Source organism: Psychroserpens sp. SPM9 (assembly GCF_025153525.1).
GTDB lineage: Bacteria > Bacteroidota > Bacteroidia > Flavobacteriales > Flavobacteriaceae > Psychroserpens.
In genome coordinates, this window is record NZ_JANZNR010000008.1 from 119,306 (window position 1) to 134,346 (window position 15,041).

17 protein-coding genes are annotated in these 15,041 nt (G+C 34.0%); 6 read left to right on the forward strand and 11 right to left on the reverse strand.

Going from position 1 to position 15,041, the window contains the following annotated elements:
- The first annotated feature begins 7 nt into the window (after positions 1–7).
- The 5 genes from N4270_RS15685 (at position 8) to guaB (ending at position 7,413) form a co-directional block, all read left to right on the forward strand.
- The gene (locus N4270_RS15685; RefSeq protein WP_260098298.1) at positions 8–1,123 is read left to right on the forward strand and encodes an imelysin family protein; all 1,116 of its coding nucleotides are present in this window, start codon (positions 8–10) and stop codon (positions 1,121–1,123) included.
- 105 nt (positions 1,124–1,228) lie between these two features.
- Entirely contained in the window at positions 1,229–2,596 is a 1,368-nt protein-coding gene (locus tag N4270_RS15690; RefSeq protein ID WP_260098299.1) for an HTTM domain-containing protein, read from the forward strand.
- Positions 2,577–5,003, forward strand: coding sequence for a TonB-dependent receptor (locus N4270_RS15695; RefSeq protein ID WP_260098300.1), 2,427 nt, complete (start codon positions 2,577–2,579; stop codon positions 5,001–5,003). Before N4270_RS15690 ends, N4270_RS15695 begins: the two co-directional genes overlap by 20 nt.
- Positions 5,004–5,092: 89 nt before the next feature.
- On the forward strand, positions 5,093–5,596 hold the full coding sequence (locus tag N4270_RS15700; protein ID WP_260098301.1) for a ferritin: 504 nt from the start codon (positions 5,093–5,095) through the stop codon (positions 5,594–5,596).
- Positions 5,597–5,940: 344 nt separating this feature from the next.
- On the forward strand, positions 5,941–7,413 hold the full coding sequence (gene guaB, locus N4270_RS15705) for an IMP dehydrogenase (RefSeq protein ID WP_260098302.1): 1,473 nt from the start codon (positions 5,941–5,943) through the stop codon (positions 7,411–7,413).
- 151 nt (positions 7,414–7,564) lie between these two features.
- Here the strand turns inward: guaB and N4270_RS15710 are convergent, their stop codons facing one another.
- The 11 genes from N4270_RS15710 to N4270_RS15760 form a co-directional block, all read right to left on the reverse strand.
- Positions 7,565–8,227 carry a DUF4272 domain-containing protein gene (locus tag N4270_RS15710; protein ID WP_260098303.1) on the reverse strand — a complete coding sequence of 221 codons (663 nt, stop codon included), beginning with the start codon at positions 8,225–8,227 and terminating at the stop codon, positions 7,565–7,567.
- Positions 8,228–8,256: 29 nt separating this feature from the next.
- Positions 8,257–9,129: a ketopantoate reductase family protein gene (locus N4270_RS15715; RefSeq protein WP_260098304.1), complete on the reverse strand. Its 873-nt coding sequence runs from the start codon at positions 9,127–9,129 to the stop codon at positions 8,257–8,259.
- Between the two features lie 7 nt (positions 9,130–9,136).
- Positions 9,137–9,553: an ACT domain-containing protein gene (locus tag N4270_RS15720; RefSeq protein WP_260098305.1), complete on the reverse strand. Its 417-nt coding sequence runs from the start codon at positions 9,551–9,553 to the stop codon at positions 9,137–9,139.
- A 98-nt stretch (positions 9,554–9,651) separates the two neighbouring features.
- Positions 9,652–10,218 (reverse strand): hypothetical protein, encoded by a 567-nt coding sequence (locus N4270_RS15725; protein ID WP_260098306.1) that lies wholly within the window; start codon positions 10,216–10,218, stop codon positions 9,652–9,654.
- 128 nt (positions 10,219–10,346) lie between these two features.
- Complete coding sequence (locus N4270_RS15730) at positions 10,347–10,919, reverse strand: DUF4738 domain-containing protein (protein WP_260098307.1); 573 nt, start codon at positions 10,917–10,919, stop codon at positions 10,347–10,349.
- Between the two features lie 82 nt (positions 10,920–11,001).
- Positions 11,002–11,808 (reverse strand): GLPGLI family protein, encoded by an 807-nt coding sequence (locus tag N4270_RS15735; RefSeq protein WP_260098308.1) that lies wholly within the window; start codon positions 11,806–11,808, stop codon positions 11,002–11,004.
- Positions 11,809–11,818: 10 nt separating this feature from the next.
- Positions 11,819–12,133 carry a hypothetical protein gene (locus N4270_RS15740; protein ID WP_260098309.1) on the reverse strand — a complete coding sequence of 105 codons (315 nt, stop codon included), beginning with the start codon at positions 12,131–12,133 and terminating at the stop codon, positions 11,819–11,821.
- A 94-nt stretch (positions 12,134–12,227) separates the two neighbouring features.
- Positions 12,228–12,662, reverse strand: coding sequence for a hypothetical protein (locus tag N4270_RS15745; protein WP_260098310.1), 435 nt, complete (start codon positions 12,660–12,662; stop codon positions 12,228–12,230).
- A 142-nt stretch (positions 12,663–12,804) separates the two neighbouring features.
- Complete coding sequence (locus tag N4270_RS15750) at positions 12,805–13,182, reverse strand: DUF2200 domain-containing protein (RefSeq protein WP_260098311.1); 378 nt, start codon at positions 13,180–13,182, stop codon at positions 12,805–12,807.
- 349 nt (positions 13,183–13,531) lie between these two features.
- Positions 13,532–13,915 (reverse strand): VOC family protein, encoded by a 384-nt coding sequence (locus N4270_RS15755; RefSeq protein WP_260098312.1) that lies wholly within the window; start codon positions 13,913–13,915, stop codon positions 13,532–13,534.
- Between the two features lie 172 nt (positions 13,916–14,087).
- Positions 14,088–14,600 carry a VOC family protein gene (locus tag N4270_RS15760; protein WP_260098313.1) on the reverse strand — a complete coding sequence of 171 codons (513 nt, stop codon included), beginning with the start codon at positions 14,598–14,600 and terminating at the stop codon, positions 14,088–14,090.
- A gap of 157 nt (positions 14,601–14,757) precedes the next feature.
- On the opposite strand from N4270_RS15760, the gene N4270_RS15765 reads away from it, so the two are divergent.
- Positions 14,758–15,033 carry a helix-turn-helix domain-containing protein gene (locus N4270_RS15765; protein ID WP_260098314.1) on the forward strand — a complete coding sequence of 92 codons (276 nt, stop codon included), beginning with the start codon at positions 14,758–14,760 and terminating at the stop codon, positions 15,031–15,033.
- The last annotated feature ends 8 nt before the right edge of the window (positions 15,034–15,041 follow it).

Sequence of the window (15,041 nt, forward strand, 5' to 3'; positions counted from 1 at the left end):
ATTAAGGATGTTAAAAAAAGTTGTTTTAAGCGTTTTCACAATAGCTTTGTTAGTGGCCTGCTCATCGTCTGATGATTCCAGCGGAAGCACTAACGATAATTTCAATCGCCAGGCGATGTTAACTAATTGGGCTGATGATATTATCATTCCAGCGTTTCAAGATTTAAGTTCAGATTTAGCAAGCTTAACCTCACAAAAAGAGACGTTTATAGCAACACCTAATCAAACTAATCTCGACCTTTTGAGAGCTGCTTGGTTGGAGGCCTACAAAACTTGGCAGTATGTTGAAATGTTCAATATTGGTAAAGCGGAAGAAATTAACTACGCATTTCAAATGAATATTTATCCGACTAACGTCAACGATATTCAAAACAATATCAGTTCTGGAACTTATGATTTAGCTAATGTTAATAATAACGATGCTGTTGGTTTTCCTGCTGTAGATTATATGTTATATGGCATCGCCGATAGTGATGTCGAGATTTTAAATGCCTATACAGCTGCTGCAAATTTTGAAGCTAATAAAACCTATTTATCTGATTTGGTGGATCAAATGCAAGCGTTAACGACGACAGTTTTAAATGACTGGACAACGTCTTATAGAAATACCTTTGTAAATAGTACAGCAAATACAGCGACCAGTGCGACTAATAAATTGACGAATGACTTTATTTTTTATTACGAAAAAGGACTTCGTGCTAATAAGTTTGGTATTCCTGCAGGTGTGTTTTCATCAACACCTTTAAATGATAAAGTTGAAGCGTTTTACAATAAAGAGGTGTCTAAAGATTTAGCATTAGTGGCTTTACAGGCAGTACAAGATTTTTTTAATGGTAAAGCTTATGGTAGTTCAGTGACCGACGAGAGTTTTGCGTCGTATTTAGAGTATTTAAATACCATTAAAGATGGTGAAGATTTGAGTACGCTAATCAACAATCAGTTGAATACTGCCAGAACCAAAATTCAAATATTAAATACTAATTTCTCGCAGCAAGTAGAAACAGATAATACTAAAATGTTAGAGGCTTATGACGAACTGCAACGTGCTGTTGTACTTTTAAAAGTTGATATGATACAAGCCATGAATATTAGTGTCGATTTTGTAGATGCAGATGGCGATTAATTGCAGATAACATAATACAAACAGGATTCTTTAGTGGTGTGCCGCTAAAGAATCTTTTTTTATACCAATATCTCAAACAGACTAAAATATACAACACATTATAAGATGGTTGCAAAACTAAAATCCTATGTCAATACTACTACAAGTGCAGCACCTTTGGCTGTGTTTCGTGTGTTGTTTGGACTCATGATGTGTTTTAGCATTATCAGGTTTTGGTATCATGGCTGGATAGAAAAACTGTATATCGCACCAAATTTTCATTTTAAATATTACGGATTTGAATGGTTGAAATCACTTGGATCTTATAACTACCTATTATTTGCAATCTGCGGAATCGCAGCAATTTTTGTAGCATTAGGTTTTAAATACAGAATCGCCATTGTTACTTTTTTCCTCAGTTTTACTTACATAGAGCTCATTGATAAAACCACCTATTTAAATCACTACTATTTTATAAGTGTCTTGAGTTTTTTGATGATTTTCCTGCCTGCAAACGCTCAGTTTTCTTTAGATAATTTACTTCGGAAGAAAAGCTACACTCAAATTCCCAGATGGTGTATAGACAGTATTAAGTTGCTTTTAGGCATTGTCTATTTTTACGCAGGAATTGCAAAAATCAATAGTGATTGGCTGTTTAAAGCCATGCCTTTAAAAATATGGTTGCCATCAAAATATGATATACCATTTATTGGTAATAATTTGATGCAACAAGACTGGTTTCACTATGCGATGAGCTGGTCTGGAATGCTGTATGATTTGTCGATTCCATTTTTATTACTCTTCAGAAAAACACGTACGATGGCATTTGTTTTAGTCGTGTTCTTTCATGTGTTTACGCGTATTTTATTTCCAATTGGGATGTTTCCGTATATCATGATTGTTGCCACTTTGATTTTCTTTGATGCCAGTACGCATGAGAAAATTATTACACTTATAAAGCGATTACTAAGTCCTTTCCGAAGCCAACTAAAAACACCTCAACCACAAGAGATCTATCCATTTACTTATCTGAAGCCCATCAAAACAATTCTCATTGTATTCTTTGTATTTCAACTCCTAATTCCGTTTCGATATCTTTTGTATCCAAACGAATTGTTCTGGACCGAAGAAGGCTACCGTTTTTCATGGCGCGTGATGTTGATGGAAAAAGCTGGATTAACCACATTTAAAATCGCTAATGCTGAAACCGGACATTATTTTTATGTGGATAATACCGATTTTTTAACGCCTTTTCAGGAAAAGCAAATGAATTTTCAACCAGATTTTATTTTAGAATATGCCCATTTTTTAGGAGATCATTTTAAATCACAAGGCCATGAAAATATTCAAGTTTTTGCCGATAGTTATGTTGCGCTTAACGGAAGGTTGAGTCAGCAATACATTGACCCAACCATAGATTTGTATCAAGAAAAAGAATCATTTAAACCCAAACACTGGATTTTACCATTTAAAGATGACATTAAAGGATTTTAAATTTCACATCGTATTATTTTTATTGAGCTTACCTGTATATGCTCAGCATCAAGTTTCAGGTTATATCACTCACGGAACAACAAATGAAGCCATTAGCAATGTTGAAGTTTACGATAAGGTTTCCGGCTTATTAGCAACATCTAACGACCAAGGCTATTATGAGTTGTCTTCAGGTAAAACGGAGCTCACCTTAGTGTTTTATAAGTCAGAATTTGAAATTCTGGAACTCAAGCAAACTCTGGATAGCAATAAGAATCTTAATGTGGTTTTATTACCCTTACAGGAAAACCTTTCAGAAATCATAATAAAAGCTAGAAGCGCCAAAATTTTTGAGTTGAACAGGTTAAAAGATGTAGAAGAAACGGCCATCTATGCTGGTAAAAAAACAGAAGTAGTACTTGTCGATCAATCGCTTGCTAATCTGGCGACTAATAATGCCCGACAAATTTATAATCAAGTTGCAGGATTAAATATTTATCAAAATGATGATGCCGGATTACAGCTCAATATTGGTGGTCGTGGTTTAGATCCTAATCGTACAGCAAATTTTAACACGCGACAAAACGGATATGATATTAGTGCCGATGTTTTAGGCTATCCTGAAAGTTATTACACGCCAGCTGCTGAAGGTTTAAAAGAAATCCAGGTGATTCGAGGTGCCGCTTCTTTACAATATGGTACTCAATTTGGAGGGCTCATTAACTTTAAAACCAAAGCACCAAATCCAAATCAACCTATCGAATTAATTACTAGAAACACACTTGGGAGCTATGGTCTATATACCAATTTTACGAGTCTAAGCGGTACGAAAGGAAAATTTAGTTATTATACTTATTTCAATTATAAAACAGGTGATGGATTCAGACCTAATTCGGAGTTTGAATCTAAAAATGTATTTGCACATTTAGGCTATCAGTTTAATGAGAACACTAAGCTTTCCGCAGAATTCACGCATTTATATTACCTCGCACAGCAAGGTGGTGGTTTAACAGATGCGCAGTTTAATGAAGATGCCTTTCAAAGTAACCGAGAACGTAATTGGTTTAAGGTTAACTGGTTGTTGTATAACCTGAAATTAAGTCATAAATTTTCAGATAAAACCAATGTGACGTTTAATGCTTTCGGACTCAATGCATCACGTGATGCGCTTGGGTTTAGAACCAATCGTGTCGATCAGGTAGATCCCAATAATGAGCGTGATTTAATTAAAGGGGATTTCAAAAATTTTGGTGCTGAAGCACGTGTGTTAAGTCGTTATAAGTTATTCGGAAAGGATGCGACTTTTCTTATCGGGTCTAAGTTCTACAAAGCAAATAATACCGAACAGCAAGGTCCAGGATCTGATGGACGTGGTCCTGATTTTAATTTTTATAATGACGACTTTCCGAATTATCCAGCACAGTCACAATTTGATTTCCCTAATCTGAATGTCGCCTTATTTGGTGAGCACATTTATTATGTGAATGATCAGTTTTCGATTACACCCGGATTTAGATTTGAATACATTAAAACCGAAAGTGAAGGCTTTTATAAGCGTATAAATACCGATGCAGCTGGTAATGTTATCTTCGAGGAAACCGTGACCGACAATCGTGATTTTAAGCGCGATTTTGTATTACTCGGATTGGGTTTAAGCTACAAACCCTCAACACGCTTAGAGATTTATGGAAATATTTCTCAAAATTACCGCTCGGTGACCTTTTCTGACATAAATATCAATAATCCTGCTTTTGCTGTAAATCCGGATATTACTGATGAAAAAGGATTTACTGCTGATATTGGTTTTAGAGGGAACTACAAAAACCTAGTATCGTATGATTTGGGTGTTTTTGCCTTGTTTTATAATGGAAGAATTGGATTTATTCAAAAGTCATTTGATGATGGACGCGTTATTAGTGAACGTGGTAATGTTGGTGATGCACGAATGTTTGGGGTTGAATCTTTGGTTGACTTTAACTTGAAGAAAATTTTTAAAATGAATAATGATTTTAGTAGTAACTACTTTATCAATGCGTCATTCATTTCTTCAGAATACACAGCGTCGCAACAAGCAGGAGTAGAAGGAAATCAGGTTGAGTTTGTACCTGATGTCAATATAAAAACAGGTGTTAAATTTGGATATAAAAACCTTCTCGCCAATGTGCAGTATTCGTATTTAAGTCGGCAATTTACAGATGCAACCAACTCTGAAGATGCTAATTTAAGTGGTGTGATTGGTGCCATTCCTCAGTATGATATTTTAGATGTCTCATTATCGTATACCTATAAGCGTTTTAAGCTAGAAGCTGGAATCAATAATGTCTTAGACGAAACGTATTTTACACGTAGAGCTACAGGTTATCCAGGTCCTGGAATTATACCTTCTGCTCCAAGAAACTGGTACACAACACTTCAAATTAAACTCTGATGGGATGTACAATTTAGAGTCAGTCTTAATTTTACTGTGCGTTATTTTTCCTTTTAAAAGTTCATTATCTTCGTAAAAAACAATGATTTATGAATGCTACTATTGAAACATTATTGAATAATCAAATCAAATACGAAGCGCAAGCATCTATGCAATACCTAGCCATGGCTTCATGGGCTGATGCCACAGGGTATAACGGTGTTGCTGATTTCTTTTATAGCCAATCAGAAGAAGAACGCGTGCACATGACCAAGTTGGTGAAATTTGTGAACGAAAGAGGCGGAAAGGTAAGTATCCCAAAATTAGAAGAACCTAAAGCGACTTACAAAGGACTTAATGAATTATTTGAAAAGTTTTTGGAAAGCGAAATGTTTGTAACAGAGCAAATTAATCATGTGATTTATGAATGTTTACAACATAAAGATTATAATGTTCATAATTTTATGCAATGGTACGTTACCGAGCAGCTTGAAGAAGAAGCTATGGCCAGAACTTTACTCGATAAATTAAATATAATCGGTAATGATAAATCGGGACACTACTTGTTTGATCGTGATATAATTACCATCGCAGCGGCACAAGATAACGCTTAAACTTACTGTTAATAACTAACTCGAAAAAGATGCTATGATTAGCATCTTTTTTTTATAAATTTGCATTTATTTAGAATAAATTAAAATAATGCAAGACGAATTGACCATAGAAAATGCTCCAGTAATTATCACTTCATGTGTGTTGTATTGTGACCTCAATAAGAAATCAAAGTGCTGTAAAAAGTATAAGAAAAAAGGGAAAACCAATTGTAGACGTTGCCCAAGACTTTAGGCTATCATTTATTTTTATTCTGAACATATTTTCAATTAAGATTTAACTCAGTCTTAATGTAGTTCCTTATTTATATCGTATATTTGTGCGCAATTATAATTGTAATTGCATCATGACAGCACACGAAAACAAAATTGTTGGAGAAGGTCTTACCTACGACGACGTTCTACTAGTTCCGGCATTTTCGGAAGTCTTACCAAGAGAAGTCAATATTCAAACCAAATTCACGCGTAACATTACTATTAATATCCCTGTGGTTTCTGCTGCTATGGATACTGTTACCGAAAGTAAAATGGCTATTGCCATGGCGCAAGAAGGTGGTATTGGAGTGCTTCATAAAAACATGACTATTGAACAGCAAGCCGAAAAGGTTCGAAAGGTTAAACGTGCCGAAAGCGGTATGATTATCGATCCAGTGACTTTGCCGTTAACTGCTAAAGTGAGTGATGCCAAACAATCTATGGCTGAACACAGTATTGGTGGTATTCCAATTGTTGATGATCAAGGGACTTTAAAAGGTATTGTTACCAATAGAGATTTACGTTTTGAACATCGTGATGATCGGCCAATTATTGAAGTCATGACAGCCGAAAACCTTGTAACAGCTGCTGTTGGGACCTCATTAAAAGATGCCGAGCAAATCCTTCAGCAGAATAAAATTGAAAAACTACTCATCGTCGATGACCACTATAAATTGGTTGGACTCATCACCTTTAGAGATATTACAAAAGTGACCCAAAAGCCAATGGCTAACAAAGATACCTATGGAAGGTTACGTGTGGCCGCTGCAATTGGTGTTACTGGAGATGCCGTTGAACGCGCTTCAGCTTTAGTTAAAGCGGGAGTTGATGCAGTGATAATTGATACAGCGCATGGACATACTAAAGGTGTGGTCATGGTTTTAAAAGCTATCAAAAAGCAATTTCCGAAGCTAGAGGTTGTTGTTGGAAATATAGCTACAGCCGAAGCTGCTAAATATTTGGTAGAAGCAGGAGCCGATGCTGTAAAAGTAGGTATTGGTCCGGGTTCTATTTGTACAACCAGAGTTGTTGCAGGTGTTGGTTTTCCGCAGTTTTCAGCTGTATTAGAAGTTGCAGCCGCTATTAAAGGCTCAGGTGTTCCTGTGATTGCCGATGGTGGTATTCGTTATACAGGTGATATTCCAAAAGCAATTGCTGCTGGTGCTGATAGTGTGATGTTAGGTTCGCTATTGGCTGGTACAAAGGAGAGTCCGGGAGAAACCATCATCTATGAAGGCCGTAAATTTAAATCCTATCGTGGGATGGGTTCTGTTGAAGCCATGAAACAAGGAAGTAAAGACCGTTATTTTCAGGATGTTGAAGATGATATTAAAAAACTTGTTCCTGAAGGTATCGTAGGTCGTGTTCCTTATAAAGGTGAATTGGTTGAAAGTATTCATCAGTTTGTAGGCGGACTCCGTGCAGGAATGGGGTATTGTGGTGCAAAGGATGTAGAGACCTTAAAAACTACAGGGCGATTTGTAAAAATTACCTCTTCAGGAATAAATGAAAGTCATCCTCATGATGTTACCATTACTAAAGAAGCGCCTAATTATTCGCGATAGATTTTTAGACGATCATAATATATAAGCGCAGCCTAGGTTGCGCTTTTTTTGTCAAACCAATTGGAGATATGACTTTGATTAGTAATTTGAAGATGATTAGGTACAATAAAGTAACTATCAGAGAGTATAAACCAAATAGCTTGATTGCTTTTTAAGTATCACATGAGACATCGTCCCAATCCAAATCCAAATAATTAATAAGCCAGTTTAGTGCATAATGGCGTTCGTAAACTACACCAGGATGTACATTCAACTCGTGATTGTTTAATCTGGCATCTACACAAGCCCAATCAAACCTGTAGTATAAGTCATTGGCATCTAAAATTTCCTTTTTAGAACGTATGGTATGACTTTTATCGATAAATATATTTGGGTCTTTCCCAGGTTGCGTCGGATATTGTTCTATAGGAATCTCATTAAGATCGCACATCGTATTCGGGTAATCTAATTCGTCAACAATTTTAAGCGCCCAAAGGAGCGTCCAAATGCCTTCACATTTCCAGGATTCTTGATTTTTTCTTTCGTCTGTTGGATGATTTAAAAACTTAATTTCATCAGGTGTTACATACTGCCAGAGCTTATGACTTTTAAGATATTCTATAGCTTGTTCGCTAGTTATTGCACTAAACGCAACAAGATTGGTAACAGCCAAAATGGTCACTCTTTGCGCGATCTCTTTTGGTGTTCTAATGGTGGTCTCGTCATCAGATTCAATATTAGGAAGGTTATAATTAACTTTGACACCTTTCTTTTCGAGAAACTTAATAGAACGTTCTTTTCGGGATAGAGGTTTCTTTTTAAATAGATTAAACATGTTGCAGGCTTTCAGAATTTAATAGGTTATCAAGATAGTAATTTTATAATCATATCATTGATAGGTGTTTTAACATTATAAGTGTTTCCGAGTTTTGAAATAATTCCGTTTTTGGCTTCGAGTTCCAGGCGGTTTCCGTGACGTAAATCGGTGAGCATAGAACTTCCTTTAGTATCAGGATACGCCAATACCTTATTCATTAGAATATCTACAAAATGAGATTCGATTTGAGCGCCATCAGCAATAGCAACCTGAATGCACTCCTGTAATAAATCTTTAAATTCCTGTTGTCTGTTTTCAGCTTTAAAAATTCTACAGGTATCATTGTGCAAGCAAAGTATGGCACCAAGTGTGGCGCTTTCGCAGAGTTTTTTCCAACTTTCGGTTTTATAATCGTCAACCTGGCGTATGTGTATTTTAGAAGTGTCAAACAACGCTTCGAATTTGGAGGCCAGGCTACCTTTTGGAACTGTAATTATAGGTGTTTTATGTATTTCGTAGTAGTCGTTTTGGGATTGTTGTGTCGGACAATCAATACTGCATTCTAAAATATGCGCTTCAGAAGTAAATTTTAGAAAAGGCGTTTTTAAATGGAGCCCGTTTCTAATAACAGCTACTTTAGTTTTAGAGGAGATAAGAGGAGAGAACCACTGTTGCGCGTCGTTATATTGATGTGCTTTGATACAAACGATTAGCCAATCTAAATTAGGAGATGTCGTCGTTTCGGTTTGAATATCAACCGGAATAGTATAAGTTGAGGTTTTAGAAATTAAATGTAGCTGTTCGCGTTTTGTTCTACTGAAATAGAACAATTCATTCTTGATTTGTTCCTGTAAATGGCAAGCAATGACAGTACCTATAGCGCCAACACCCAAAATGCCTATAGTTGTTTTGTTGTCCATTTAGGGTTTAAAACTTTGGTGTTTTGTGATATTCTTTTGAAGCGGCATTTAAGACTTCAATAGCGCGAATGGCATCCTTTTTATCCACAAAAATATGGTCGTGATAGTAGCCAGCAATCACGTTACAACTGATGTTGTGCTTGGCTAATACTGAAGAAAAAACAGCCGTTAAGCCAACGGCTTCTAGTGACGAATGAATACTTAATGTAATCCAAGTAGCCACATAATGGTAGTCGAGTTGTAAGGTATCAGCTTTGCTTTTTTCGATGATAATGGTGGTACCTTCAGTTTCTTTAAATTCGCAAATGGTCTCGTTTCGATCAATTTTAGACAGGTCTTTTACAGTACAAAACACAAAGTCTCCTTGTTGGTGGATAGGTTTCATGTTTTTGATCAGTTCTGCAATGTTTTTTTCTCCAGACATATTCCGATTTATAACGCTTTGAAGTACTCAAAGATAAGCGATAATGCTCACATGTATTGTAAATGTTTCGGTAAGGACTCAATAAATTCAGTAAACACCTACAATTTATAAAAAACGGCAGTACGTTTTGTAGCTGTATTCAGGTTGATGTTTGTGGAGTCTCTATAGACAAAAACCAATGAGTCATTATTTATTTCTTCAATGAGAAATGATTCCATAGTTTCAGCAGATCCATCAAGTCCCCAATAATTATAAAGTCTGTTGTTTTCAATATACCAACCACCATTATAAGTAGGAAAACAAGCAGAGATATATGCTGTTTCTAAATAATAGGTCTTAAGTTTATTTGCTAAGGTATTTGGTGCTTTTATCGGACAATAATCTTCAAAACCTACAAATTTGGACGCATAAAATTTAATAGAATCGGTTCTGTCTGTATTTCCATAATTAAGCAAGGAGTGGTAGACTATAGAGTCGTTACCAGAATTCAGCTTAAATATTTCATAGCCAAAAGACCAAGTTCCCAGTAAAGTTCTTTCTTGGTCGCTCATTTCACTAAATAGATCAATGCCGCTATACTGATCCGGTTCTGGTGCTAATGTATCACTATTTGAACACGATATAATCACAAGGATTAATATGGCAAGTTGGAAAATAGTTTTCATTTTAAAATATTGACTATCAGTAGTATAAATATAATGAAATTATTTCGTTTTAGTATTGACAACGTCTTTTAGTAGCATTTGCGACGCATTAGAAATGTTAAGTTATGAGATGTTTTGCGCAAAAGATTTTATTCAATCTCTTTATAATTCCCAGAACTGAATTGGTTTTTCTTGTTGGTTTTATAGAAAATGGCAATCTCGTTTTGAACACCCCAATCGGTATCTGGCACAAAAAAAGCGCCTTTAAAATAAAGTCTATTTGATCGAATACCAGTGTATTCTAGTCCGAGTAAAATACACTTGTCATAAAACTCACGAGACAAGCTATCTTTAAACATTTCTTTATGGAATACAGACTGAAAAATTGTGTCGTTATGTCGCTTTAAAATAATGTTGAAATTATAATTATGATAGATTTCTTTGAGGGTTCCGTTCATTTTGGTAATCGAACTATCATTAAGCGAATAGGATTTGATGTCGAGTTGGTGTACAAGATTTCCAATCTTGATGTTTTGGGTGTTTGAAATGGTATCGTAATCTGTTTGCCAGTAAACTACAGATTCTGTTTTTTGAGGTTCAGATTTTAGTTTGGTGACTACTTCTGTTTTTGGAGTTGTGTCTAATGGCACAGTCTTAGACTGTTTTTCCTTACAACTTATCAAAATCGAAAAAGCACATAGCATTGTTAGAAGTGTTTTCATGGTTTGAACTTTTTTAAGATACGTCTAACTTTGATTTATTATTATAAATTGTTGTACTTATTTAATAATCATCAGAATTGTTTTATTTTTCCCATTCGTAGATAAGTTCAAGCCCTTTTCTTACGGGTTCATCTTCATTTTTGCTTTTTTGAAAATCGGATGGTAAATTAGGGTAATTTTTTGCCAAATACATTCCTCCTTTTGTTTGATCTGAAAGTTCTACAAAATCAGTCAGGTTCATTTCTCTTAGGCTATTTAATTCTTGGATTACATTTTGAGCAAAACTTAAAAGTTGTTCCGAATCATAATTTTTTATGCTACTTAATTCCCATTTTAATTTATTTTCTGAATCGTAAATAAGCATTGGAACTCCTTTGAAACCATTAAATTTCCAAGGGCCAAAATCATACTTTAATTCTAAGGCTACATAGGCGTTGTAGGTTCTGCCTCTAAATTCTGTCTCATAAAGACGGCATTTTTGATTCATTATAGTTTTCTCAATATCAGTCTCTCTCCATTTCATTTTAAGTAATTCTTCCTTTGTTTTTACAATCATATTACCAATTACTCTTGATTCAAAATGTAGGCTTTTATTAATAGAGGTTAATTCATATTGCCTACCATTTCCAGCAGATTTTAAATTAATAAATCTGTGATTTCCTATACTATCATAATGACTGTCTTCTAATTTATCTTTAAAATCACTTTTTGTTGTAAAAAAATATTTATCACCTTTAAATTTAAACAAATAGCCTTTTTTTGTCAATTTTTTTCCAAGATTGTAGGTGATATTATATTCAATAAATAAATTAGATTTTTTATCTTCTTGACCAATACAAATGCTGAATATCAATATATTAAGTAGGAATAAGCGGTGTTTTATTTTCATAATTTAGGTTTTAAATTAAGATTTTAGCTGTTTTTATATGGTTAACTTCTCTAAGCCATGAAAATTGCAATGTATTGAACTCGCAAGGGATTCCATCATAATCTTCAGGAAAGTATTCATTACCTGTGTTTCCGTTATTGAATGTTGTTGTTTGATCGATTCCACAGCCAAAAACAGGAACATCATTACCTTGATTTTCAACCGACTTTAAGCTCCAAGTGGCAATAAGTTCATCTTGATTTGTAGTGTTTGTATCATCATCAGATGCACAAGAAAAAAGTATAAGTCCGAAGAAAAGTACGAGTAGTAAGTTTGTTTTTTTCATGGTTTAATGAGGCTTAAAAATGGCTTGTATGATTAATATTTATTGGGTTTTGTTGCTAATATAGGAAAAAGAAAACGAGTCGATAGATAATGGTTTAATTAACCTTCCACATTTCGAATTCTCCGTTTATGATATCCTCAAGATAGCCATCAGCATATTTTTCTTCATAAACGGTCATTTCCCAATTTCCATTGACATATTTTTTATTCTCATCTAGAAAACCAAGGTAATGAATGTCAGGATGTTCAGAAGAGGGGTCTAAAATTATGTTTCCTTTTTCGTCTTTGTAATAATAACAAGGGTATTTCATTACAAAGCTAATTTTATCATCTTCAATAAAACCTTTTACAGTTGCAGGTTTATTAAAAGCATCTTTTGATTCAAGGTCATAGGATATTCCAATAAACGAATTTTCTGAGAGCGTGATTTCTAAGGTGAATTCAACTTTTTGATACTGTTGGGAAGTATCATATGCTTCCAGATACGTAAAAAATCCTTTCCAGTTTTGTTTTAAGTGAACGGTTTTCATCTAATCTTGAAGGATTCGTTTATGATGCGTTGTATTGCTTTGAATAAAGTTTATGAAGTAAGCGAACTATGAATGAAAACTTTAGAGTTTAAAGAAGATATATAGAACTACAATAGATTATATAGAGTTTGAGCACAAGTTCTTACTTTTTTTCTTCACGTAAAATTTTTTCCATTTTACGACCTTTTGCCAGTTCATCAATGAGCTTTTCCATACGTCTACATTGCTTATACAATTCAAATTCATCTTCTATTTCTTCAATACGATATCCGCAAACAACCCCTTTTATCATGTGTGCGTTAGGATGTATTTTAGCTTTTTCAAAAAATGTTCTATAAGTTACTTTCTCATCAATGAGTGTTTGTAATTTATTTGTATCATAACCCGTTAACCATTCTATGACTTGGTTAAGCTCTTCTTTTGTTCTCCCATTTTTTTCTAATCTATTTAAGTAAAGGGGATAAATGGATGCAAATACCATATTGGCGACTTGTTCATTTTTTTCGGCTGTAACTTTCATTTTTTATGATTTTGAATGGATTGCTGCTATTGTGATTGCGTTAGACACGTAGCTTAAAAATACGACTATTTTGATAAAGTAAGCATTTGTTTGGGAGCTACGTTCTTGAGCTGTGTTTTATACATTAAAAATTTTTTAAGCTATCAATTTTTTTAGCCATTTTCTTGCTTGGTTTTAGTTGTTGTCAATCGTTTTATTATAGTTGATTTCGTACAAGTAGGCAACGCATTAAGGTGATACAATATAGTGAATTGTGAGGAATGGTTATGCACTTAGCCAACAGCAACAATTAAATAATATCATTACATTATTGGCAACTGGTTTTTAGGAGTTGTCTACATAAACCTAATTAGATATCATCGTTAATTTCAATCCAATAGCCATTTATGTCTTGAAAGTAGATTTGTTTTATGCCATCTTTTCTTATATAATCTTTGTTTGGTGTATCCAGCCAATCAGAATAATCAATTTTTAATTTTTTTAGATGTTCTATAAATGAATTTATATCGGTTGTGGCTAAAGCAAAATGAACAGCTTTATTAATTTTTATTTCAGAATTGGGACGAGGAATCAGATGAAGTTGTTTTCCCTCATACAGCGATAACCATCTTGTTTTTGAGTTTGAAGCTGTGTTTTCAATTTCTTGAAGTTGCAGTACTTTTTTATAAAACGCAACAGATTCATTTACATTTTTAACTGAAAGCGCTATGTGGTTGAATGAAAAAGTAAGCATTTATTGAGTTTTTTAGATTATAATAATGTTAAAGAAGACCCTAATGTTTAAAGTTTGTTGGTGGCATACAAGTACGCGCTAATTGTTGCATAACAATATAGTGAATAGTAAGAGAAGATTCTGCCCTTAGCTATCAGTAATAATTAATTTTATATGTTATGGCAACTGGTTTTTAATTTGAATAAGCACCAGAAGAATATGTTAGTTCATAGCTATGAGTGTAAATTTCAAATACAATTCCAAATGGATCTTCAACATAGCACATTTTGAAAGGTTTATCATTTGGATAGTATTCCCTTATTGGCATTCTTTGTTTTCCTCCATAAGACAAAATTTTATCAATGAGTGCTTCAATATTTGGGTCTTGTACACAAAAATGAAATAGACCCGTATTGAAAGGATTAAATTCAGGTGCTTCTTTGATGCCATTTGGGAACGAAAATAATTCAATTCCAATTCCGTCTGAAGTTGCTAAATGAGCAATTTCAAATTCCGTCCAATCGTCTCCAAAAACGTCAATACACATTTGCCCAATTGCAGTTTCTTTTTCTTTTTTGACTTTTGAAGGCTCCATGATTATGTACCAGCCCATTACTTCCGAATAGAATGTTACTGCTTCTTTTATATTAGGGACTGTTATGCCGATATGGGAAAATGATTTTGGATAATTTTTATTAGTTGTCATAAGTTATATTTTAGATTGCAAAATTAATCTATATTTGCTTTATTGGCAATAACTTACTAAAAGGTAGTATAGTTACTAAAAAGAGTAAAATACTGATAATTAATAATATAAATCTTAAATTTTGAATAAAGAAAATAGTTGTCCATTGAATTACACAATGAATTTAATAGGGACAAAATGGAAACCATTAGTTCTATTTCATTTATTAGAAGGCGGTTTGCGTTCAGGAATATTACAAAAGAAAATTCCAGGTATTTCAAATAAAATGTTTACCCAAACAGTGAGGGATTTAGAAAAGGACGGACTTATTTCTAGAAAAGTTTTTCCTGTGGTTCCTCCTAAAGTGGAATACACGTTAACGACCAGAGGGAAATCACTTGAGACTATTTTAAGAAGTTTGGATACTTGGGGTTTGAAAGATTGTAAGAAGTAATGTGAGAT